Origin of the sequence: Methanothrix harundinacea 6Ac (genome assembly GCF_000235565.1) — an archaeon.
GTDB classification, from domain to species: domain Archaea; phylum Halobacteriota; class Methanosarcinia; order Methanotrichales; family Methanotrichaceae; genus Methanocrinis; species Methanocrinis harundinaceus.
In genome coordinates this window covers 29,590-50,104 of record NC_017527.1, presented here as the reverse complement: position 1 = coordinate 50,104, position 20,515 = coordinate 29,590, and the positions used below count along the sequence as shown (strand labels likewise).

18 protein-coding genes are annotated in these 20,515 nt (G+C 60.0%); 9 read left to right on the top strand and 9 right to left on the bottom strand.

Annotated features, from left to right (window positions below; genetic code table 11):
• Window positions 1-27 precede the first annotated feature (27 nt).
• Together MHAR_RS00210 and MHAR_RS00205 are read left to right on the top strand one after the other, a co-directional pair.
• Window positions 28-303, top strand: coding sequence for a hypothetical protein (locus MHAR_RS00210; protein WP_048144177.1), 276 nt, complete (start codon window positions 28-30; stop codon window positions 301-303).
• 114 nt (window positions 304-417) lie between these two features.
• The gene (locus MHAR_RS00205) at window positions 418-906 is read left to right on the top strand and encodes a hypothetical protein (protein ID WP_014585622.1); all 489 of its coding nucleotides are present in this window, start codon (window positions 418-420) and stop codon (window positions 904-906) included.
• A gap of 108 nt (window positions 907-1,014) precedes the next feature.
• Here MHAR_RS00205 and MHAR_RS00200 read toward each other — a convergent pair whose 3' ends face one another.
• The 4 genes from MHAR_RS00200 to MHAR_RS00185 all read right to left on the bottom strand — a co-directional run bounded on the left by MHAR_RS00200 (window position 1,015) and on the right by MHAR_RS00185 (window position 8,151).
• Window positions 1,015-1,329 carry a hypothetical protein gene (locus MHAR_RS00200; protein ID WP_014585621.1) on the bottom strand — a complete coding sequence of 105 codons (315 nt, stop codon included), beginning with the start codon at window positions 1,327-1,329 and terminating at the stop codon, window positions 1,015-1,017.
• Window positions 1,330-1,536: 207 nt separating this feature from the next.
• Complete coding sequence (locus MHAR_RS00195) at window positions 1,537-4,419, bottom strand: right-handed parallel beta-helix repeat-containing protein (protein ID WP_014585620.1); 2,883 nt, start codon at window positions 4,417-4,419, stop codon at window positions 1,537-1,539.
• 35 nt (window positions 4,420-4,454) lie between these two features.
• The gene (locus MHAR_RS00190) at window positions 4,455-7,325 is read right to left on the bottom strand and encodes a S8 family serine peptidase (protein WP_014585619.1); all 2,871 of its coding nucleotides are present in this window, start codon (window positions 7,323-7,325) and stop codon (window positions 4,455-4,457) included.
• Window positions 7,326-7,488: 163 nt separating this feature from the next.
• Complete coding sequence (locus MHAR_RS00185; protein WP_143763202.1) at window positions 7,489-8,151, bottom strand: hypothetical protein; 663 nt, start codon at window positions 8,149-8,151, stop codon at window positions 7,489-7,491.
• Between the two features lie 428 nt (window positions 8,152-8,579).
• On the opposite strand from MHAR_RS00185, the gene MHAR_RS00180 reads away from it, so the two are divergent.
• Window positions 8,580-9,797 (top strand): bifunctional 3,4-dihydroxy-2-butanone-4-phosphate synthase/GTP cyclohydrolase II, encoded by a 1,218-nt coding sequence (locus MHAR_RS00180; protein WP_014585618.1) that lies wholly within the window; start codon window positions 8,580-8,582, stop codon window positions 9,795-9,797.
• Window positions 9,798-9,822: 25 nt separating this feature from the next.
• Here MHAR_RS00180 and MHAR_RS00175 read toward each other — a convergent pair whose 3' ends face one another.
• Together MHAR_RS00175 and MHAR_RS00170 are read right to left on the bottom strand one after the other, a co-directional pair.
• A complete protein-coding gene (locus MHAR_RS00175; RefSeq protein WP_014585617.1) occupies window positions 9,823-10,329 on the bottom strand; it encodes an Hsp20/alpha crystallin family protein in 507 nt (168 codons plus the stop codon).
• Between the two features lie 34 nt (window positions 10,330-10,363).
• A complete protein-coding gene (locus tag MHAR_RS00170) occupies window positions 10,364-10,867 on the bottom strand; it encodes a DUF367 family protein (protein ID WP_014585616.1) in 504 nt (167 codons plus the stop codon).
• 86 nt (window positions 10,868-10,953) lie between these two features.
• On the opposite strand from MHAR_RS00170, the gene MHAR_RS00165 reads away from it, so the two are divergent.
• The 6 genes from MHAR_RS00165 to npdG all read left to right on the top strand — a co-directional run bounded on the left by MHAR_RS00165 (window position 10,954) and on the right by npdG (window position 17,371).
• The gene (locus MHAR_RS00165; RefSeq protein ID WP_143763425.1) at window positions 10,954-13,548 is read left to right on the top strand and encodes a valine--tRNA ligase; all 2,595 of its coding nucleotides are present in this window, start codon (window positions 10,954-10,956) and stop codon (window positions 13,546-13,548) included.
• Entirely contained in the window at window positions 13,545-14,057 is a 513-nt protein-coding gene (gene cyaB / locus MHAR_RS00160) for a class IV adenylate cyclase (RefSeq protein WP_014585614.1), read from the top strand. Before MHAR_RS00165 ends, cyaB begins: the two co-directional genes overlap by 4 nt.
• Before the next feature lies 1 nt (window position 14,058).
• Entirely contained in the window at window positions 14,059-14,940 is an 882-nt protein-coding gene (locus MHAR_RS00155) for a presenilin family intramembrane aspartyl protease PSH (protein ID WP_014585613.1), read from the top strand.
• A gap of 58 nt (window positions 14,941-14,998) precedes the next feature.
• Window positions 14,999-15,196: a hypothetical protein gene (locus tag MHAR_RS00150; RefSeq protein ID WP_014585612.1), complete on the top strand. Its 198-nt coding sequence runs from the start codon at window positions 14,999-15,001 to the stop codon at window positions 15,194-15,196.
• A gap of 4 nt (window positions 15,197-15,200) precedes the next feature.
• Window positions 15,201-16,325, top strand: a complete 1,125-nt coding sequence (locus tag MHAR_RS00145; RefSeq protein WP_014585611.1) for a tRNA (guanine(10)-N(2))-dimethyltransferase — start codon at window positions 15,201-15,203, stop codon at window positions 16,323-16,325.
• A gap of 383 nt (window positions 16,326-16,708) precedes the next feature.
• Window positions 16,709-17,371 (top strand): NADPH-dependent F420 reductase, encoded by a 663-nt coding sequence (gene npdG, locus MHAR_RS00140; protein WP_048144174.1) that lies wholly within the window; start codon window positions 16,709-16,711, stop codon window positions 17,369-17,371.
• A gap of 1 nt (window position 17,372) precedes the next feature.
• Here npdG and MHAR_RS00135 read toward each other — a convergent pair whose 3' ends face one another.
• The 3 genes from MHAR_RS00135 to MHAR_RS00125 form a co-directional block, all read right to left on the bottom strand.
• Window positions 17,373-18,599 carry a TraB/GumN family protein gene (locus tag MHAR_RS00135; protein WP_143763422.1) on the bottom strand — a complete coding sequence of 409 codons (1,227 nt, stop codon included), beginning with the start codon at window positions 18,597-18,599 and terminating at the stop codon, window positions 17,373-17,375.
• A gap of 77 nt (window positions 18,600-18,676) precedes the next feature.
• Window positions 18,677-19,807, bottom strand: a complete 1,131-nt coding sequence (locus tag MHAR_RS00130; RefSeq protein WP_014585608.1) for a CBS domain-containing protein — start codon at window positions 19,805-19,807, stop codon at window positions 18,677-18,679.
• A 155-nt stretch (window positions 19,808-19,962) separates the two neighbouring features.
• On the bottom strand, window positions 19,963-20,511 hold the full coding sequence (locus MHAR_RS00125; RefSeq protein ID WP_014585607.1) for an aldolase: 549 nt from the start codon (window positions 20,509-20,511) through the stop codon (window positions 19,963-19,965).
• Window positions 20,512-20,515 lie beyond the last annotated feature (4 nt).

Sequence of the window (20,515 nt, the reverse complement as noted above, 5' to 3'; positions counted from 1 at the left end):
CCACCGTCGATGAAAGATGAAGCTATAATGAAACGAAGAATTGCCGAGATCTTCCGCCTATCCCAAGAGGAGTGCGACCTGGTGAACCGGGTCGTCATCGAGGAGATCCTCGCAAGCTCGAAAGACACCCACGACCTCCTCCAGCGGGCCCTCGATCGGTTCGCAAAGACCGAGGGGGAGAGGATGGCGTTCCTCGCCGGGCACATCACCGGCTGGGTGGTGATGAAGGCGGACATGGACATGGATATCGACGCCTACTTCGCCGACTCCCGGTCGAAGGGCCCTGCGGGGCAGAACACGTAAGCGGCAAGCAGAACCAGCGCCCGCAAAAACAGGGCGATCGAGGGGAAGGGCGCGAAAAAAGGGAAGACAAAGGGGAAGGGTTTTTCAGCGGGACGGATCTTTGCATCCCCTACTTTGAGGACGAGACTCCGACTCCGGACCGGACTCGGCGGCCAGGAGCTGTGGCGGCTCTGGTGCGACCAGTTCGACGATGAGCTGGAGGCTTTGGCCGAGGCGATCTGGGCCGCGAACAAGATGGTGAAGACGGAATCCCCCCAGTCTAGGGACCGGTTTTACGCCATAAAGGACGAGTTCATCCTCAGGTACGCCACCAGCGGCCGGAAAGTCAGAGACGAGCCGCCGCCTCCCTGGTACCGCGGGGTCGACGGCTCGACCAGGACCCTATACTGCTACCGGGTCCCTGTCGGCGAGAGGGTCTACCGGCTCCACAGCTATCTCCAGCCCCTGGAGGTGGAAGAGGGGCTCGCCGAGGAGGGCGAGGAGGGGGGCGGCTCCGCCGTCGACGAGTGGTCGTGGCTTCCGATCTCTTTCGATGAGTTATATAAGATGCTCGCAAGCTACGCCGGTGATCGGTGGGGCTTCTCGGATCTTAGGGTGGGATGAATCGGGAGGAGGCAGATAGGGAAGGGGCGTCAGAAGCTATGAAAATGAAGACTGGAGGTGCAGGTTTGGGGCGGCCGCGCCCGCGGTGGGTCGCCCTTCCCCCGGCCTCTAAGGTCCGAGGCTCAAGACCGCCCTCAGCAGGTTGAAGTCATTCTGACGCGCCCTCACCATCTCGACGAAGCTCGGCTCGGCCCCCGCCTCCCCCCCGATGGAGACCCATCGGTCGAGGCCGAAGGAGTAAGCATGACCTCCATGATAGCCGTCGTACCTCAGGACCGGGCCCTTTACGCCTTCGAACCTCTCTCCGCCGACGACCCCGCCGTAATACAGCCCGGGGCCGTGAACCCCCTCGAACATCGCCGATGCGGCCGGAGCCAGCAGCGCCAGCGCCAACGCCATAATAGCTATTTTGTATCCCAGCATTCACATCACCTTCTTATCGAGCATCAACCATCGTTGATCTATGATCCGCCAGAGCTGCCAGATCCTTCCAGGAACTGAAGGTCCTCGATGGCCTTTTTGATCCGGCGGGCTTCCTGCTATAATCATGCCGGGATAGGCGAAAAATGTTTCGATGATTGGGCAACCCGGCCTAAGGTTTCGCCTGGCCGGGGGCGGGCCGCGCCTCATTCAAGTCTCACCGCCGCCGGGACCCGGGGGCCTCTCGGTGGAGGGTCCTTTCGACGTCCCGGCCATATCCTGGGTGGGTCCAGGTTTCTCTTTCTTCAAAGATCTTCTTTTGCCCATCCACCATTTGACGATTGGAATTATCAAGACGGTGGCCAGCCACTGCCAATATTTTTTAATAAAATTTTTGCCGTCGTTGAGGTAGTCGGAGGCGGTCTTCTCTTCGACGGTCACCGTGACCGGCCACTCGTCGAGCCTCTTCTTAGTCGCCCAGGCTGGTTCCCCAATATTTGATTTTTCCTGGTAATTAACCACGAGTTTCAGGGTTTGGTTGCCTCCTTTCGTCGGCGTTACTTCCCATACCCACTTGGGCAGCTCTTCTTCATCGGGGATGTACATCTGCTGAGCCAACCCTTCCTTGAGCGAGATGTCGAAATTGTCCCCCGTCAGGTTGACCTCATAAACGCACTTGGGCGAAAGATTGACCTTCTGGTAGATGGCATATTCTTCCTCGAGGTACCCCGCCAGGCGCTCCCGATCCTCTCCCAGAGTTACATTTATTTTATACTTGTGGCGTACAATCATCTCTCTGGGCGGATCCCAGCCGACCATCCCGAGGGCCTTCTCAGCCATCTTCTGATAATCTTCTGAGGAGGGCTGAGCGGGAGACGTTGCTTCTGTCGTCCTCTCCGAGGGCGGCTGATATGGTACCCCCTTTCCGATCTTTGTTCTGCCGTCACCAGGGACACCGCCCGTGTATACCGTTGTGTCGACCGGGGCTGTGTGCGTGATCGGTATCTCGACGGAAGTCTCACCCTTTGTATACCCCGATTCTTCCCGGATGCAGTGGCCAAAATACGTATCGTTATCGATCAGCACGTCGTACTTGTTATCCCCTGTAAAATTATCATCCACTGTATTATTCTCCGAGGAATTGAACGAAACGCCAACTTCATTTTTATTAATGTAATTATCTTTTAACTCGTTGAGATTTGACTGGTAGAGGTATACTCCGATTCGGTTGTAGCTGGCGGTGTTGTTTTTGATGAGGTTCGATGACGAGTCGCAGAGGGCGATCCCATCAGAATTATTGGAGGCTCCGTTATCGGTGAGGTTGTTGTTCATCGAGTTTATGAGGGTGATGCCGCAGGCTGGGTTGTTGTTGGCGACGTTTCCTGCAACGGAACTTCTGACACAATTCATAAGTGCCAGGCCGTTCACTCCGTTCCCGTGGAGGAAGTTATCGGCGATCCCGTTCTCCTGGGAATCGACGAGCTTGATGCCGGCGAGGTTGTTGTAGCTGGCATCGTTTCCCGCGATGTTGTTGCCGTAGCTTGCATACAGACGGATTCCATACTCAACGTTATGGCTGGCGATGTTCCGGGAGATGGTATTTCCGTTGGATGACTCAAATAAAAGACCGTTCCCGTTATAGCTGGCGTTGTTGGCCTCTATCCTGTTTTCCCCGCTTCCCTCGATCTTTATTCCGCACCAATCATTGTGGCTGGCGTTGTTATCCTTTATGATGTTCTTGTTCGATTCTTCTATGAAGATCCCAGAAACATGATTGTAGCTGCCATCGTTCTCAGAGATGTTGTTTTCGAGGCTGCTTGATAGGTGAATCCCGATGTCATTGTAGCTGGCGTTGTTCTCCGTCACCGTGTTGTTATGCGAGCCCTCGAGGTATACGCCGCCTTCCCCGTTATCGAGGGAGACGACATTTCTCTTGATTGTGTTGTAGGAGGATTCCTGTAATATCACGCCACCTTTCTCGTTCTTGACGATAATGTTGTCTTCGATGGTGTTCCCTTCGGATCGGACGAGGCTGATCCCCCCGCTTCCGTCGCTTATGTTGTTCCCTTCGATCGAATTATTCCGGGATCTGTTGAGGTGGATGCCGTCGGCGTCAGAATGGCCGATGATGTGGTTGCCCCCGACGGTGTTCTTCTCGGACTCATGAAGTTCAATTGAATTTTTATTATTTAATACGTTATCTGCTATCATGGAGTTGGCCGTATTATATAATCGAATTCCGTATCCGGTCTCATCGAAGACCTGTTCCTTTATTGTGATGTTGCTGCAGCTGAGGCAGTAGACGACGGCAGCATCCTCCGAGGTCGAATCGATGGTCATGTTGGCCGCTAAAACCAGATAATAAATGGCGCCACCATCAATCCGGTTGCTGGTATCTATGTAATTTAGGCCGGCGGCCTCGAAGCTCCGACCGTTCTCATTCATAACGTTCTTCCTCAAGGTGTTGTATTGGGACCTCTCCAGAGAGATGCCGTAATCGGCGTTGAAGCTCGCATTGTTCCCTTCGATCGTGTTATTCCCGGAGTCCTGGAGCTTAATTCCCAGGCCGTTATTGGTGGCATTGTTCCCCTGGATGTAGTTTCCCTGGCCCCTCAAGATCAAGATGCCAAATCTGTTATGGCTGACATTGTTCGCCTCAACGGAGTTATTCATCGAGCCGTTGAGGACTATCCCGGTCCCCGCACCATCATTATATATAGTAATATTTCTTATTTTATTATTATTAGAATATATTTTCACTCCTGCCGCCTCTTCTGGAGATCTGCCGCGGCTGTAGTTCGTCGAGACGAAACCCTCAACCACGATTCCGTCGGCAGAAAGAGTTATCGAGCTCCCGTTTCTGCCTCCGTCCACCACCGGCAGCCCGACCCCCCTCAGGGTGAGGGGCTTATTGACGTCCACGTTTTCGCGGTAAGGATCTCTTCCATCCTCCACCAGGATCGTATCCCCGGGGCTTGCCATGTCTATCTTCTCCTGGATGGATTCGTTCTGGCTCACGACCCAGGTCTCTCCTTGCGCCAATCCCAACAAAATAACTGAAACAGCCAATATCAAGTTAATGTGGTCATTCAATATAGATCAACCTCATATTATATTTTTCTTCCTCCTTATATATCCTCTTTTTTGAGGCTCCCATAACAGACCCCCCTGGATCGAGCCATCCCTCTGCCATCGTACGACTTAAAAGTCCCCGTTATCTGGCTTCCAATGACCGATAGCGTCATCTCGTAGCGGACCATGTCGTTCAGAGAGACGATGCTCAATTGCAAATTCGTCTCCTCAAACGATCCCCTGGCCTCCACCGGTTGCTGGGACGGGGTTGGGAGGGCGTTGCCGAGGAAAGCTTCTGCCACATCTCCAAAGATGTCGTCTCTAGGGCACTTGGACCTCGGAGAGGCCGATCCGTCGATATCTTCTTCTGGTAAAAAATATAAATTTCCATTGCCAGAGATGACGGTCTCATGCTGGGTCAGCTTCAACTCTGCCTTTGCTTCGCCGGATCCATCTGACAAGGTCAGATCCAAGGACCAGTTTGTTCCTTTGGGTGTGGTATGTCTCGTCACCACGCCGTCTATGCGGGGGATCTCTACATGGAGGGGCGCCCTCGTCTCGTCTTTTAATGTCTCCGGCAGATTCTCCAGAACGTTATCAATAGATCCGTCGATGTTCAGGACTCTGCCGACCAGCTCGTCTGGATCGTCTGGGGTGATATCTCCCGTATCTCTGAGGATATCCTTCATATCCTTGGCTTCAAGACTGGGATATATCGACCTCATCATCGCCGCAGCGGCGGTGACGTGGGGCGCCGCCATGCTGGTGCCACCAGAATTATTCTTTATATCTCCCGAATCATTCCTTCCCCAGACGGCCTGAGCGCCGGGAGCGGCGAGGGTCACTTCAAAAAAGTCTTTTATATTTTGGTTGCTGTCCGGCGCTGGTGTTCGATCGTTCATGACGTTGCCGACGGTGATCATATTGGAGATTTCGATGCCGCCTGGGGCGTGCTTGTAATCACTGTGTCGGGTCGTCACCCCGCCGTTTCCAGCGCTGCATACAAACAACCTCTCCGGGGCTATATTGCTAATGTTTTTGAAGAACTTTTTGTATGCCACGTTCAACGCGTTATTCGCCCTATCGTTCCCCCAGGAGCAGCTGATGATGGTGCTTCCGTTCTCCAATGCGTACTTGAGAGAGAGAAATGCGTCGGTAGAAAAACTCATATTATCATCAGGGGGATATATGTTATATAAATTAATCATCAATTTATTCCCGAGGGGCTGAGACGCTATGCCCACAAGCCCGCCATCATCGGGATCTGCGGCCAGAATGTTCATGATGCCAGTGCCGTGGCTCCCGGCGATCTCAAACCCCGGCAGGGGTTCCTCCAGCACCGCGGGCGCGAATGCGTCCCCCCCGACGGTGGTGTTGATAGTGGCATTATCAAACTCACAACAGTTCTCCCATCTGTAGATCCCGTCATCGATGACGGCCACCTTTACGGGAAATAGCCTGACGCCAGATTCGTTGACCCTGTCCCAGGACTCCTGGACCCGGACCATCTCGTAGCCCTTGCAGTTCTCCTCCGCATAAACGGAGTCGCTCAGCGAAGATTCTCGATAGATCTGTTGGTTTGGAAAGGCCAGCTCGATGGAGGGATCCTCTCTTGCAGTGGCGATGTCTCTAATTAGTCCTTCAATGCTGTCCCCCCGGGCCGTTGTCCGGTTGGTTTTGATCTGGAACATTAGTATGGTTTCGAACTGACCCACCACCGACCCATTTAGACCTTTAGCCAGATCTTCAGCTATGCCGGTCGCCTCTTCGAACGAGAACCGTTCGTCCACTACGACCAATACATGATTTATCGGGACCTTCCCACCCCAATCAATCCCATCAGCGGTTCCATCCACCAGCTCTTCGGGATCGGGTCGCTGAAAGCTGTCCTCTTCGCCGAGGACAAGCGGTCTCTCCTCCACGTAGACCAGGTCGTCCTTCCAGCTCCCTTTGCTATAAAAAATCTCATCGGCAGAGTGTCTGCCGTCGGTGGCGTATGCACCGATCCGGTAGACTCCTCGTTGGGATGGACGCCACTCCCATTTTGCCTCAGCGGACCAGTTCTGCTGGAGCACCCAGTCGTCCCCGGTCGATGGGCCCCGGAGCCAGAAGCAGTAGAAGACGGGATCGCCTTCGGGGTCGGAAGCAGAAGCCGTCCAGATCGCATCCCGATCCACCCTCAGGGCGGTGGGGTCTGGTCCCAGAGAGGTCACCGTCGGAGGCTGGTTCGGCCGGCAAGTTAATACGAGGTCGTAAAGCTCGACGTACGCCCCCTCCAGAGTCTCGAAGTCGATGATCCCCGGGGGCAGTGGATCCGGATCTGCATAATCGATCACCTGCTGAAGGGCGGAGATCTTCCCCTCCATCATCTCCCCATCGATCTCTCTGATCACCGTCTTCTCCGCTTCTTCTATCCTCTCGATATAGACCTGGATATGTCCTTCCCTGGAGATGATGGATACCTGATGCTCTTTGGTCGGGTCGTATGGTATTGAATTGCCAGCAAATTTTTCTGGGGCTTCTGTCTCTCCAACGTATTTGAAGATAAATGTAGAAAGGGTATAATCGGCCGAGGGTATTAAGCCAACGAAAGCAGCCGGAGCATCTATCGCCAGAGATGGGGTATTGGTAAAGCCTATCGAGTAGCGATTTGAGCCGTCGATGTTGATGTTGACGCGCATCTCGCCAGTGAGATTTTTGAGCTTGAAGCTGAGATTGAGGTCCCCCTCTTCGCAGGACTCGTTATATCCCGCCCAGCTGGCGCCGTAGCCGGTGAGGTTACCGTCGTCGATGGTCCAGCCAGCCATCCTCACAGCGGTGAGAGGGCCGCCGAACTCCCGAGCAAGGCCGACCTCCAGACTGGCCCCCAGGGATAAGCCCAAAATTATTATCAGGATAGACCTGATGAGCAACCCCTCCGTCTTCATAGCAGTCTCCTTGCAACTTCGTCTCCTGAAACTTTCTGTGGTCCCCTCCGGAAGATGCCACCGTCGGTGGGCTCAGGTCGTAACCGCGGCGTCAACGCCGCATCGCCGGTCAGGTTCCATCCTTGGCCATTGCTCTTTCGGTATTCTTCTATCCTCAGCGGGATTATACCAGAGAATCTTGCTCCGGCCTCTCGAAGTAGCCGACCCCCAGGTCCAGATTCCCCTCAGGCTCCTCCGAGGCCGCATCCTCTTCCGTTGTTGGGGATGGACATACGACGGTGACGTTGGAAAACCGGACGAAGGTCCCGTTCAGGGCTTCAAAGTCGATTCTGCCGGGGGGGAGGGGATCGGGATCGAGGTAATCGATCGCTGGAAACGGCCCCCCAGTTTCATGGTCCGGCTCATTGAACATGACCCGGATCTCTCCATTATAGGATAGGATCTCCACCTCATACTCCTGGGTATGGTTGTAGGCTACGGGCTCTCCGGCCACCCATTCTTCGGGGGAGGGAACCGTCCCTGCCTCCCTGAAGATGTAAGTTGATAGTAGCCCGTCATCCTCGCTCTTGAGCCCGATTGCGTACCGATTTTGGCCGCTGACGTTTACGTTGACGTGCATCCCGCCAGAGAGGTCTTTGAGCCTGAATTTGAGGATTAGCGGGCCCTCGCAGGATTCATTGTATGCCGTAAAGCTCCCCTCTCCGGCGCCGATGATCTCTCCATCGCAGCTCGTCCATCCCTCCTCGGGGGAAGAAGTCCCGTCATCGCAGTCCTCAGGCGGCGCAGCCAGCGCCGATGCAAGAACCGCCGACGAGGCTGCGCTCAAAATAACGAGCAAGGCGGTCCATGCAAATTTTCTGTCGACAATCATGATCCCTCTCCTGCATCAGATGCGTATTATTATGAATTGCAACGGTAAATACCTTTCGATTTAAAGGGAAAACAAAAATAATATACAAATAATTATATCTAATAATTCGCGGTTCTTAATCCGGAAATTATCGATCCATATGGGAAGAAATCCGATATTATACCCTTGGACTCAGGTCCGAAGGTGAAATGAACGCTTCTAAAACCTTTTCTCCGTCAAGCCACAGGATCTTCGGGCCGATGCCCTAAATTTATCGAATAATTCGGGTTGGAATCAATTAATAAATATCGGCATAGGCAGATCGTAAAATTGATCTCCGCTCCGAGAAGCTAATACTCTTCCCCCAACGCTTATAAGTTCTCGGAGTGAAAGTCCCAAACTGTATGCCGTTCTGCAGCGTAGAAGAAGCGATCGAGGAGGTGAGGGCCGGCCGGTTCATCCTCGTCCTGGACGACGAGGGGCGGGAGAACGAGGGGGACCTGGTGATGGCGGCGGAGAAGGTGACTCCGGAGGCGATCAACTTCATGGCGAAGCATGCCCGCGGCCTCATATGCGTCCCGCTATCCGGCGAGCGGGTCGGGGAGCTCTCCCTCCCCCTCATGACCCAGAACAACACCGAGAAGATGGGGACCGCCTTCACCGTCTCCGTCGATGCCAAGGGGCGGGGGGTGACGACCGGGATCTCCGCCTTCGACCGGGCCGAGACGGTCAGGACCCTCATCGACCCTGCGGCGACCTTAAACGACCTGGTGATGCCGGGCCACACCTTCCCGCTGCGGGCCCAGGATGGGGGCGTCCTCCGCCGGGCGGGCCACACCGAGGCCTCCGTCGATTTGGCGAGGATGGCTGGTTTGTATCCGGCAGCCGTCATCTGCGAGGTGATGGCGGAGGACGGGACGATGGCGAGGCTCCCGGAGCTGGAGCGGTTCGCCGCCGAGCACGGCCTCAAGATGCTCACCATAGATCGGCTGATCAAGAGGAGGATGCGGAGCGAGAAATTGGTGAGAAGGATCGCCGAGGTCTCCCTCCCGACGGATTACGGCGACTTCCGGGCCATCGGCTACGAGAGCCTCGTCGACGGCCAGTGCCACCTCGCCCTCGTCGCCGGAGACCCCTCCTCCGACGACGCCCTCGTCCGGGTCCACTCCGAGTGCCTCACCGGGGACGTCTTCGGGTCGAGGCGGTGCGACTGCGGCGACCAGCTCCACCTCGCCATGAGGATGATCGCCGATAGCGGAAACGGGGTCCTCCTCTACATGCGGCAGGAGGGGCGGGGGATAGGCCTTGCGAACAAGCTCCGGGCCTACGCCCTCCAGGAGCGGGGCTACGACACCGTCGAGGCGAACCACCGGCTGGGGTATCCGGCCGACCTGCGGGACTACGGCGTCGGGGCCCAGATCCTCGTCGACCTGGGGATCAAGAGGATGCGGCTCCTCACCAACAACCCCCGGAAGATCGTCGGCCTGGAGGGGTACGGCCTGGAGATCGTCGATCGGGCCCCCATCGAGATACCGCCCAACGATAAAAACAGGAAGTACCTGGAGACGAAGAGGGACAAGCTTCATCACCTCCTCCTCCAGGAGGGGTCGGGGAACGGCTGAACCTTCCGGTCCCCGACCTGTCGAACTACTCTATCTTCACCTTCTTTCGGGTCGTCACCTCCACCTTGGGGAGGTGGACGGTCAGGACCCCGTCCTGGAGGGAGGCCCTCGCCTCCTCCGCTTTCACCCCCGCCGGGAGCGTGAGGCTCCTCTCATACCGCGAAAAGCTCCTCTCCTTCCGGTAGAACTCCTCGCCCTTCTCCTCCTTCTCCACCTTCCGCTCCGCCTTGATCTCCAGGAGGTCCTCGGCGACGGAGATCTCCACATCTCCCTTATCCATCCCCGGTAGGTCGACGGCTACGACGACCTCGTCGTCGGTCTCCTTGACATCGGCGAGGGGCTTCATCACATCTCCCGCGGCCATCGGGGCCTCGACTGCGAAGTCGTCGATCAGCTGGTTCATCCTCTCCTGGATCTTCCTTATCTCAGGCATGTACCTCGCTTCGGGGTCGGAGATCCCGAACTCCTCCAGGAGCCGGTTCATCCTGTTCTGGAGGCGCTTGAAGTCGTCTCTTGGAACCAATCCTGTCATGATCTATCACCTCCAGTAGATCGTACTTCAAAACTCAAATATCTTGCGATAGATACTCCGCCTGGATGGCTACGACCTCGCGGCTGTCCCTCGCCGCGGCGTACTCGGCCAGAGGCTCTTGGTTCAGCTCCAGAAATACGTGCCCCCAGGAGAACTTCGCCAGGATCTCCTCTGCCTGGGGCCGCTCGCCCAGGATCACCAGGGCGGCGGCGAAGGCCTCCACCGTCGATAATTTGAAGGGCTTTCCGAAGTTGACGGGGTTTGCGGCGACTAGGAAGGGAAGCGCCCTCGCCTTGAGGCGGACGGTGCCGAAGACCTCCTCGGCGTGGGCCCAGGAGCAGTCGAGGGCCGCGAGCCCCCGCCCCACCTCCGATCTGTCGGCGGGGGAGAGGGCCCTCTCGGAGAAGGGGCTTAAGACGAGGCGGCCCCGGAGCCGGTTATACCGCTTGGTGGTCCGGGCGAGGCCGAACCGGACCATCTTCCTTCCGGTGCACCTCTTGGGGTCGCACTGGTCGGCGGTGTAGATGAGGAGATCCATGGTCCTATCTTCTACCGATAATCCTATTAACGTTGTTTGCAACTTCCCAGCATCATACCTATGCCGAAAAAATGAACTCAGAGGCCATCCCGATGAGCGAGATCTCCAAGGAGTACGACTTTAAGCAGATCGAAGAGAGGTGGGTCGGCGCCTGGGACGAGTCGATCTACTATTTCGACTGGAACTCCGGCGCGCCCCAGTACATAATCGATACGCCTCCGCCCTATCCCACCGGAAACTTCCACATTGGAAACGCCCTCAACTGGTGCTACATCGACTTCGTCGCCCGGTACAAGAGGATGAGGGGCTACAACGTCATGTTCCCCCAGGGGTGGGACTGCCACGGCCTTCCTACGGAGGTGAAGGTGGAGGAGATCCACGGCATCACCAAAAACGAGGTCCCAAGAGAGGAGTTCCGCCGCCTCTGCGAGGAGCTGACCGCAAAGAACATCGCCAAGATGAGGGTGACGATGAAAAGGCTCGGCTTCTCCAACGACTGGTCGAACGAGTACGTGACGATGACCCCGGAGTACTACTCCAAGACCCAGCGCTCCTTCGTCCAGATGTTCGAGAAGGGGATGATCTATCGGGAAGACCACCCCGTGAACTGGTGCCCCCGCTGCGGGACCGCCATCGCCTTCGCCGAGGTGGAGTACGACTCAAGGACGACGACCTTAAACTACCTCCGCTTCGGGTCCCCCCTCGGAGACCTGGAGATCGCCACCAGCCGCCCTGAGCTCCTCGCCGCCTGCGTCGCCGTCGCCGTCCACCCCGAGGACGAGAAGAAGAGAAAGTACATAGGAACCGAGGTTTCGGTTCCCGTCTTCGACTACAACGTCCCCGTCATAGCCGACGAGGTCGTCGACCCCGCCTTCGGCACCGGCGTCGTCATGATCTGCACCTTCGGCGACAAGCAGGACGTCCGATGGTGGGTCGAGCACGCCCTCCCCCTCCGCCAGGCCATCGACCGGACGGGGAGGATGACGGAGATCGCGGGCAGGTTCTCAGGGATGAAGATCTCCGAGTGCAAGGACGCCATCATCGAGGAGATGAGGTCGGAGGGGACGATCTACAAGGAGGAGCCCCTCGACCAGAACGTCGGCCTCTGCTGGAGGTGCAAGACCCCAATCGAGATCCTCTCCGAGAGGCAGTGGTTTGTGAGGATAAACCCCGAAGAGATCATCGAGACCTCCGGCGAGATAAAGTGGGTCCCCGACCACATGGAGATCCGGCTATTGAACTGGACCGGGACGATGGACTGGGACTGGTGCATATCCCGCCAGAGGATCTTCGCGACGCCCATCCCCGTCTGGTACTGCCGGGGTTGCGGCGAGCCCCTCGTCGCGGAGGAGGAGTGGCTCCCCCTCGACCCCAACCTGACGGGTCCGCCGGTCCCGTGTCCTAAATGCGGCTCTGAAGAGTTCGACCCCGAGACCGACGTCCTCGACACCTGGATGGACAGCTCCATATCCGTTTTGAACGTCACCGGATGGCTGAGCGACCACAAACCCCGCTACCCCGCCCAGCTCCGCCCCCAGGGCCACGACATCATCAGGACCTGGGCCTTCTACACCATCCTTCGGGCGAGGGCTCTGGTGGGGACGAGGCCCTGGGACTCGATCCTGGTCAACGGGATGGTCCTGGGGGAGGACGGCCACAAGATGTCCAAGTCCCTGAACAACTTCATAGCCCCCGAGGAGGTGGTGGCGAAGTACGGCGCCGACGCCTTCCGCCAGTGGGCGGCCGTCGGCGGAAGCCCCGGGAGCGACGTGATGTTCCGGTGGAAGGACGTCGTCTCCGGCGGCAGGTTCCTCCAGAAGCTCTGGTCCATGTACCGGTTCGCTGCCCCCCACGCCAAAAGGTCCGAGGGGACGGCCCCAAACCAGGTCGACCGGTGGCTCCTCTTCGAGCTCTCGCAGATGATCGAGGCGGTCACCGGCTCCATGGATCGGTTCGCCTTCGACGAGGCCTTCAGGGCCATCAGATCCTTCGCCTGGGAGGAGTTCGCCGACAACTACATCGAGCTCGTCAAGGCCCGGCTCTACGGCCCCGACGGCCCCGAGAAGAGGGCGGCCCAGGCGACTATTTATGAGGCGTTGGAGGCCCTGACGAGCCTCCTCGCCCCCTTCACCCCCTTCATCGCTGAGGAGATCAGGATGAGCCTCGCAGGGGAGTCGGTCCACACCGCCTCCTGGCCGGAGCCCCCGAAGGTTTTGCCCCAGCCCGAGGGAAGCCTCATCAAGGACGTGGCGGCGGCCGTTCGGAGGTACAAGTCCGACCGGGGGATGGCCCTGAACGCCCCCCTCGCCGGCATCGAGGTCTACTCGGAGCTGGATCTGGAGACGGCGGACCTCGCGGGCTCCACCAGCTCGACGGTGGCGGTGAAGCGCGGCCGCCCCGAGATCGAGACGAGGGCCGTGGAGGTGAAGCCGCAGATGAAGGCGATAGGCCCCGTCTTCAAGGAGAAGAGCGGCGAGATCATCAGGAGGCTGAGGGAGATGGACCCCGAGGAGGTGGCCCGGATGGCGGAGGCGGGGAAGGTCCTCGTCGATCTCGGAGGCGAGGTCGCAGAGCTCGCCCCCGGGGCGGTGGAGATCGCATCCGAGACCCTCTCCGCGGGGAGGGCCGTCGATATGATCGGCCTCCCGGAGGCCACCGTCCTCATCCGGACGGGAACATGATCGAGGTGGAGGTGAAGGCCCGGGCCCCCCCGGGGATCGAGGAGAAGATCGCGGGCCTGGGGGGCGCGAGGACGGGGGCGGAGGTCCACCTCGACCTCTACTTCGGCTCAAGGTCCAGAAACTTCGCAGAAACCGACGAGGCCCTCAGGATCCGGATCAAGGAGGCGGGGGCCTTCCTCACCTACAAGGGGCCGAAGCTCGACCCCGAGACGAAGTCCCGGCGGGAGGTGACCGTCCAGGTCGACGACCCTCACAACCTCGAGTCGATCCTGGAGTCCCTGGGGTTCTTCAGGGCCGCCGTCGTCAAGAAGAGGAGGACGAAGTACTCCCTGGGGAGGGCCACCCTCTGCTTGGACGAGGTGGAGGGGCTGGGGAGCTTCCTTGAAGTCGAGCTCTCCGGCGGCGAGGTCTGGGAGGAGGAGAAGAGGGCGGCCCTCGAGGTTCTGGCGAGGCTGGGGATCTCGGAATCGATAAGAAAGTCCTACCTCGAGCTCCTGGCGGAGCGGTGATATGCCTCCGGAGCCCTTCGCCGAGCGGGCCGTCCCCATGGTGGGGATGCTGGCCCTGTTGGTGGCGGTCCAGCTCCTCTCCCTCGCCCTGATGCCCCCCCTATCCGAGACGGAGGTGAGGGTCTTCGAGGACCCCGAATCCGCCGCAAACCCCTTCAGCTACATCTTCCTCGTCCTGGGGTTCACGGTCTTCATCCTGATGGCCATGAGGCTGAAGAAGGGCTGGATCGTCACCTGGGTGGTCCTGCTGGCGGTGGCGATGGGGGTATATTACGTCATCTCCGCCTTTGCTCCGCCCCTCTCCGCCCTCCTCGTCTCTGCCGCCGTCCTGGCCCTCCTCTACACTTATCCGGAGTGGTACGTCATCGACTTCGTCGGCCTCCTCGTCTCTGCCGGGGTGGGGACCCTCTTCGGCCTCAGCATGACCCCCTTCCCCGCCATCATCCTCCTCGTCGTCCTCGCCGCCTACGACGCCATCTCGGTCTACAAGACCCGGCACATGGTCACCCTGGCGGAGGGGGTGATGGAGATGAGGGCTCCCCTCCTCTTCGTCATCCCCCGGCGAAGGGGGTACAGCTTCCGTCGCGAGGGGCTCGGGTCCGGGGAGGCCCGGGGCGCTTACTTCCTCGGCCTGGGGGACGCCATCATCCCCACCGTCCTGGTGATCTCCGCCAACTGGTCCCTCGACCTCCCCGCCGTCGAGGTCTTGGGGATGGCGGCGAACCTCCCCGCCCTGGGGGCGATGGCCGGCACCGCCTTTGGCTTCCTCCTCCTCTCCACCACCCCCAGGGATAGGCCCCAGGCGGGGCTCCCCTTCCTCAACGGCGGTGCGATCCTCGGTTTTCTCCTGGCGGTTCTCGCCTCGGGCCCCCTCGCCTTCTGAGGGTCCGACGACAACTTTTTTTGGCGGCGGCGCATCTGTACCTCCGGAGGTCAAAGAGGTGGAGGAGAACGACGTCGTCTTGGAGGCGCAGTTTGTGCCCTTCTGCCCGAAGTGCGGGACCGAGTGCGAGGCCCGGGAGCTGAGACGGGCCCTGGACTCGGAGAACTGGAAGAAGATCGTGGTGGAGGCGATCTACTACTGCCCCAAATGCGACAACTACTGGAGCGAGGGGCTGGTGGAGAAGGGGTACCAGTGAGCTGATGGCGGAGATGGTGGTGGAGGGGGCGGTCACCCTCAACGTCGAGGGGGCCTTCTACAACCCCAGGATGAGGCTAAACCGGGACCTGGGGGTGGCGATGGTAAGGGCACTGGGGATCTCCGACTACCTGGACGCCCTCGCCGCCAGCGGAGCCCGGGGCCTCCGGGTGGCGAAGGAGGCGGGGGCTGCCGCCGTCGCCCTCAACGACGTCAGCCCCAGGGCCGTCGCCCTCATCCGAGAGAACGCGAGGCTTAACGGCCTCGTGGGATGCGAGGTCCTCTCGTCCAACGCCAACGTCCTCCTCCATCAGAGGAGGTTTGAGGCTGTAGACCTCGACCCCTTCGGCTCCCCCGCCCCCTTTCTGGCGGCGGCGGCGCGATCCGCCCTGGATTACCTCTTCATCACCGCGACGGACACCGCCCCCCTCTGCGGAGCTCACCTCAAGAGCGGGATCCGAAAGTACATGGCCGTCCCCGTCAAGGCCGAGCACCACCGGGAGATGGGGGCGCGGATCCTCCTCGGGGCGGCGGCGAGGGAGCTCGCCCGGGTCGACAAGGGGGTCCGCCCCCTCCTCACCCACGCCACCGACCATTACGTCCGGGTCTACCTCGGGATCGCGAAGGGGGCGAAGAGCGCCGACAGGGCCCTCGAATCCATGGGGTACCTCGAGCAGTGTCGCAGCTGTGGCCTCTGGCGGACGGTTTCGGGGGTGGGCTGCCCCTCATCGGGAAAATGCTCCTTCTGCGGCGGGAGGGCTGAGGTGGCGGGCCCCCTGTGGCTGGGGCCGATCCAGGATCCCGGGGTGATAGGAAGGGCCCTGGCGGCGATGGAGGGGTCGGCGGCCCGGTCCGACCGCGGGGTCCGGCTCCTCCAAGCGTGCGCCGACGAGATCGACCTCCCCATGTACTACGATCACCACAGGCTCTGCAGAAGATTCAAGGCGACCCCCGGTACAGCCTCCGACCTCGTCGAGGAGCTCCGATCCCTGGGCTGGAGCGCCTCCAGGACCCACTTCAGCGGCGTGGGGGTCAAGACCGATGCCCCCATCGAGGTCCTGAGGGAGGTCCTCACCGCTCCTCCCCCCAGATCGGGGGCGCGAGGCGGCTCATCTTCCCATGGACCCTAAAGTTAATATGGGATAAGAAACATAGTCTGGGATGGCCAAAGCCAGATGCGCTTCGGCTTAGTGGCACGAGATGATGAAATATTACCCCCTTCATTGCTACTCCCTTACGTCACCTCGTGCCAACCCTTCATTGACCCTTAGGTTCCTCTCCTCCATCTCGAATGAGACCATTTCCAGGACTGCCATCTCATCGAATCCCCAATTGATCTCCTAACTCCCGATCCTCCTCTTTATACATCCCTAGATATTGAACTGTTCGAGACCCCCCATCTCCATCCTTATTCCCTTAGGCTCCAATGCCCACCGATCTGCTCCACCATAGCCGTGGGAGTATCGGGGGCGTGGCAAATGATAAAATAAAATGGATCCGAGATTGGCTCTACATGAAGATCGCAGTTGTCGGAGGAACGGGAGATTGCGGCCAGGGTTTCATCAAGCGCTGGGCGGGGGAGCACGAGATCGTCATAGGGTCGAGGAAGGCCGATAAGGCCGAGGCTGCGGCGGCGGAGCTGACGCGCTTTCTGAAGTCGAGGGGGATAGACTCCAGGATAAAGGGGATGGACAACGCTGCTGCCATCGAGGCTAGCGACCTGGTGGTCCTCAGCGTGCCCTACAACTTCGTCGAGTCGATGACCTCGAACCTGAGGGAGAGCTACGGGGACCAGATCGTGATATCCCCCGTCGTACCCATGGCCAGGGTGGGGCGCCATTTCGAGTACACACCGCCGGCCCAGGGGAGCGCCGCCCTCCTGGCGAGAGACCTCCTCCCCCCCTCGGTCCGGGTGGTGGCGGCCTTTCACACCATCTCCTACGCGGCCTTCCAGGAGCTTGACCTGACCCTTGGGGGGGACGTTCTGATCGTTGGGGACGATCCCGAGGCAAAGGAGGTCGTCGCCGACCTGGTCCGGGTCGTAAAGGATCTGAGGCCCCTGGATGGGGGGCCCCTGGAGCTGGCGGCCCAGGTGGAGGGGCTGACGCCCCTCCTCCTGAACATAGGCCGGCTGAATAAGATCAAGAACGCTGGAATAAACGTCGTATCGTGCTGAGCTAAAGGACCCCGCCGACGAGGTCCTCGGGGCTCACCCCGGCCATCCGGAGGATCAGATAGGCCCCCAGGACCGTCCCCGCCACGCTCCCGAGGTTGGCGAGGGCGGCGACCAGGATCACCCGGAAGAGGGGGATGGCCATCATCTCCTTGAAGGTCTCCGCCTCGGCGAGCTTCTTCATATCTGCCATCGTGGGCTTCCTCTTCCACGCCTCGACGATCCCCGCAAACCAGCCCGCAGCCATCAGGGGGTTGAGGCTCGTCAGCCAGGCGATCATGAAGGCGGTGAGGGCGGAGAGGGGGTGGCCCCGGGCCAGGATCACCCCGAGGGCGCTGAGGGCGCCGTTGACGAGAAACCAGATCTTGAGGGCTGCCAGGATCCGGGCGCTGTCGATTCCGGCTATCAGGACGGCTCCGATCGTCACGAGGACGAGGAGCATCAGGAGGGCTCCGAAGACCTTCGGGGCGGAGATCCTCCTCCTCCTGGCCGGGCTGGCCATCTCCTCCATGGGAGGTATCCTCTCGGGGTGGTCGAGGTATCTCGCGATCCCCTCCCGGTGGCCTGCGCCGACCACCGCCAGGACCCTCCCCGTCCTTGCGAGCCGGATGAGGTTTCGGGCGATGTAGGCGTCCCTCTCGTCGATCAGAACCTCGGCTGCCCTGGGGGATACCTCTCGAAACTCCTCTATGATCGCGGAGACGACGTCCTCCTCGGTCACCTTGTCGATATCGATATCCTCCCCCTTCCCGAAGGCGGCGGGGATCATCGAGAATACGAGCTTCGCCTTCTCCAGGAAGCTCATGGAAGTCCAGAACCTCTGGATGGTGACGGCAATATCCCTGTCCACCAGGGCCACCCTCGCGCCGGCGGCCTCGGCGGCCTCGATGGCGGCTATCATCTCCGATCCGGGCTTCACCCCCAGGTCCGATCCGATCTTCTTCTGGACGTAGGCTAGGAACCACTGGACCAGGAGGAGGTAGAGCTTGCCGCCGCTGAGGATCTCCTTTATCTGGATCTCCCCCGTCTCCTCTTCCCCCCGGAGGGCCCGGTACCTTCCCCGGCAGAGCTCCACGGCGACGACGTCGGGGCGGAGATCCTCGATCGCCTGCCGAACCTCCTGGACGCTCTTTTCGGATACGTGGGCCGTCCCCACGATCACGATCTCGCCCTTCTCCCCTCCGGGGGCGGAGGGGCCCTCGCCCCCCTCGATTGAGCTGCCTGAGACCATCTCTTCCAAGTCGATTACCTCGCCGTGGGGCCCCAGAGGGGCGCCCCCCCTAAAAACCCTTTCTGCGCCCGGGGCCGTCACCACCCCGTGCAGATCTCGATCGCCCGGAGGAGGTCTGACCTGGAGACGATCCCCACAAGCTCGCCGTCCTCCATGACGGGGAGCCTCCGGATCTGCTGCTCCATCATCTTCTTCATCGCCTCGGCGGCATCGGCGTTCGGCTCGATGACGTATATCGCCCTCACCATGACGTCCCCCACGACGGTCGTCCCCCTCCTCTCCTCGGGGACCTTCTGGACGTCGGATATCGTCACGATCCCCGCGAGCCTTCCCCCCTCCATCACCGGGTATCCCCGGTGCTTCTCCCGAAACATGAGGTTCATGATCTCCGGGACCGTCGTATCGGGGGAGACGGTCCGGAGGTCCCTGGACATGATGTCCCTGACCTTCACCCCCTCCAGGGGGACGACGATGGCTGTGGCCTTCTCCTCATCGTTGGCGGCGATGTAGATGAAGATGGCTATGACCACCAGAAGAATGCCGCCTCCGAATAGCCCCAAAAAACCCATGATGACCGCAAAGAACTTGCCGATGGTTGCGGCTCGTCTCGTCGCCTCTACATAAGGGAGCCTGGAAGCAAACCAGGCTCGAAGGACTCTGCCCCCGTCCATGGGGAAGGCCGGAAGGAGGTTGAAGATCATCAGGATGATGTTGATCACCCCCAGGGTCCAGAGGAGGGTGGTGAGGGGGTGGCCCCCTCCCAGGAGGGAGGCGGCCTGGAGGCTCAGGAGGATCGTCCCGGCTCCGAGGATCCCGCTGACGCCGGGCCCCGCCACCGCCATCCTCGCCTCCATGCTTGGGTCCCGGGGGATGTCTTCCATCGAGGCGACCCCCCCGAAGATGTAGAGGGTGATGCTCCTGATCTTTATCCCGTACCTCATCGCCACGAAGGAGTGGCCGAGCTCGTGGAGGGCGACGCAGAGGAATAGGAGGATGGCGAAGGCGAAGGAGTAGGCCATTCGCACTTCCGGGGGCTCGACGGCGGCAAAGCCGTACGATAGGTCGTAGACCCGGCCCAGCACCTCGAGGGGGGTGGTGGCGGTGAAGGTCGAGAAGATGTAGGCGACTATAGGGATGATCGCAAGGAAGGTGATGTGGAGCCTGATGGGGATCCCCGCGATCCTCCCGATCTGGAAGGCGGCGCTCATGGTATTGGAGAGGCCCTGCCCGTTAATATCTTTTTTGAGGGGTTCAGATCGGCTCCCTCGGCTCCCGAGCCGTCGGACTTTGGATCGCCGGTACTCCCATGAAGCCCGGTGGTTGGGCCTTGCAACCCTCTATCCCGATCAGCTTCCTCGAATTATCATCCGACGCTGACGAGCCTTCTTATCATGGCGCTGTGCTCCACCATGCAGGCGACGACGTAGGCCTCCTCGAGGGTCGAGCCGACGGCGAAGACCCCGTGCCCCCGGACGATGCAGGCTCTGCTCCCCTTCAGGGCGGCCGAGGCGTTCTTTGCGAGCTCTCGGCTCCCCATCTCCCCCTCGACGATCGGCACCGCCCCGAGGAACTTCGCCCCCTCGCCGTCCATCGGCTCGAAGGGCCCCTCCTCCAGGATGGAGGTGGCGACGGCGTAAGGCGAGTGGGTGTGGATCACCGCCCGGGCCGTCGTCTTCTCGTAGATGGCCCGGTGGACCACCGTCTCGCAGCTGGCGAGGGCGTCCTCGGGGCAGGGGGCTTCCGGGGTGACGGCGATCACCTCGTCCTCCGTCAGCTCGTCGAGGATCGATCCGGTGGAGGTGATCAGGATCATCCCCTCGGATAGGAGGCTGATGTTTCCAAAGTGGGCGTAGGTCAGGCCGGACGAGACGATCTTGCTTCCAAACTTCGATATCTCTTTCCTCGGGTCCAAAGGT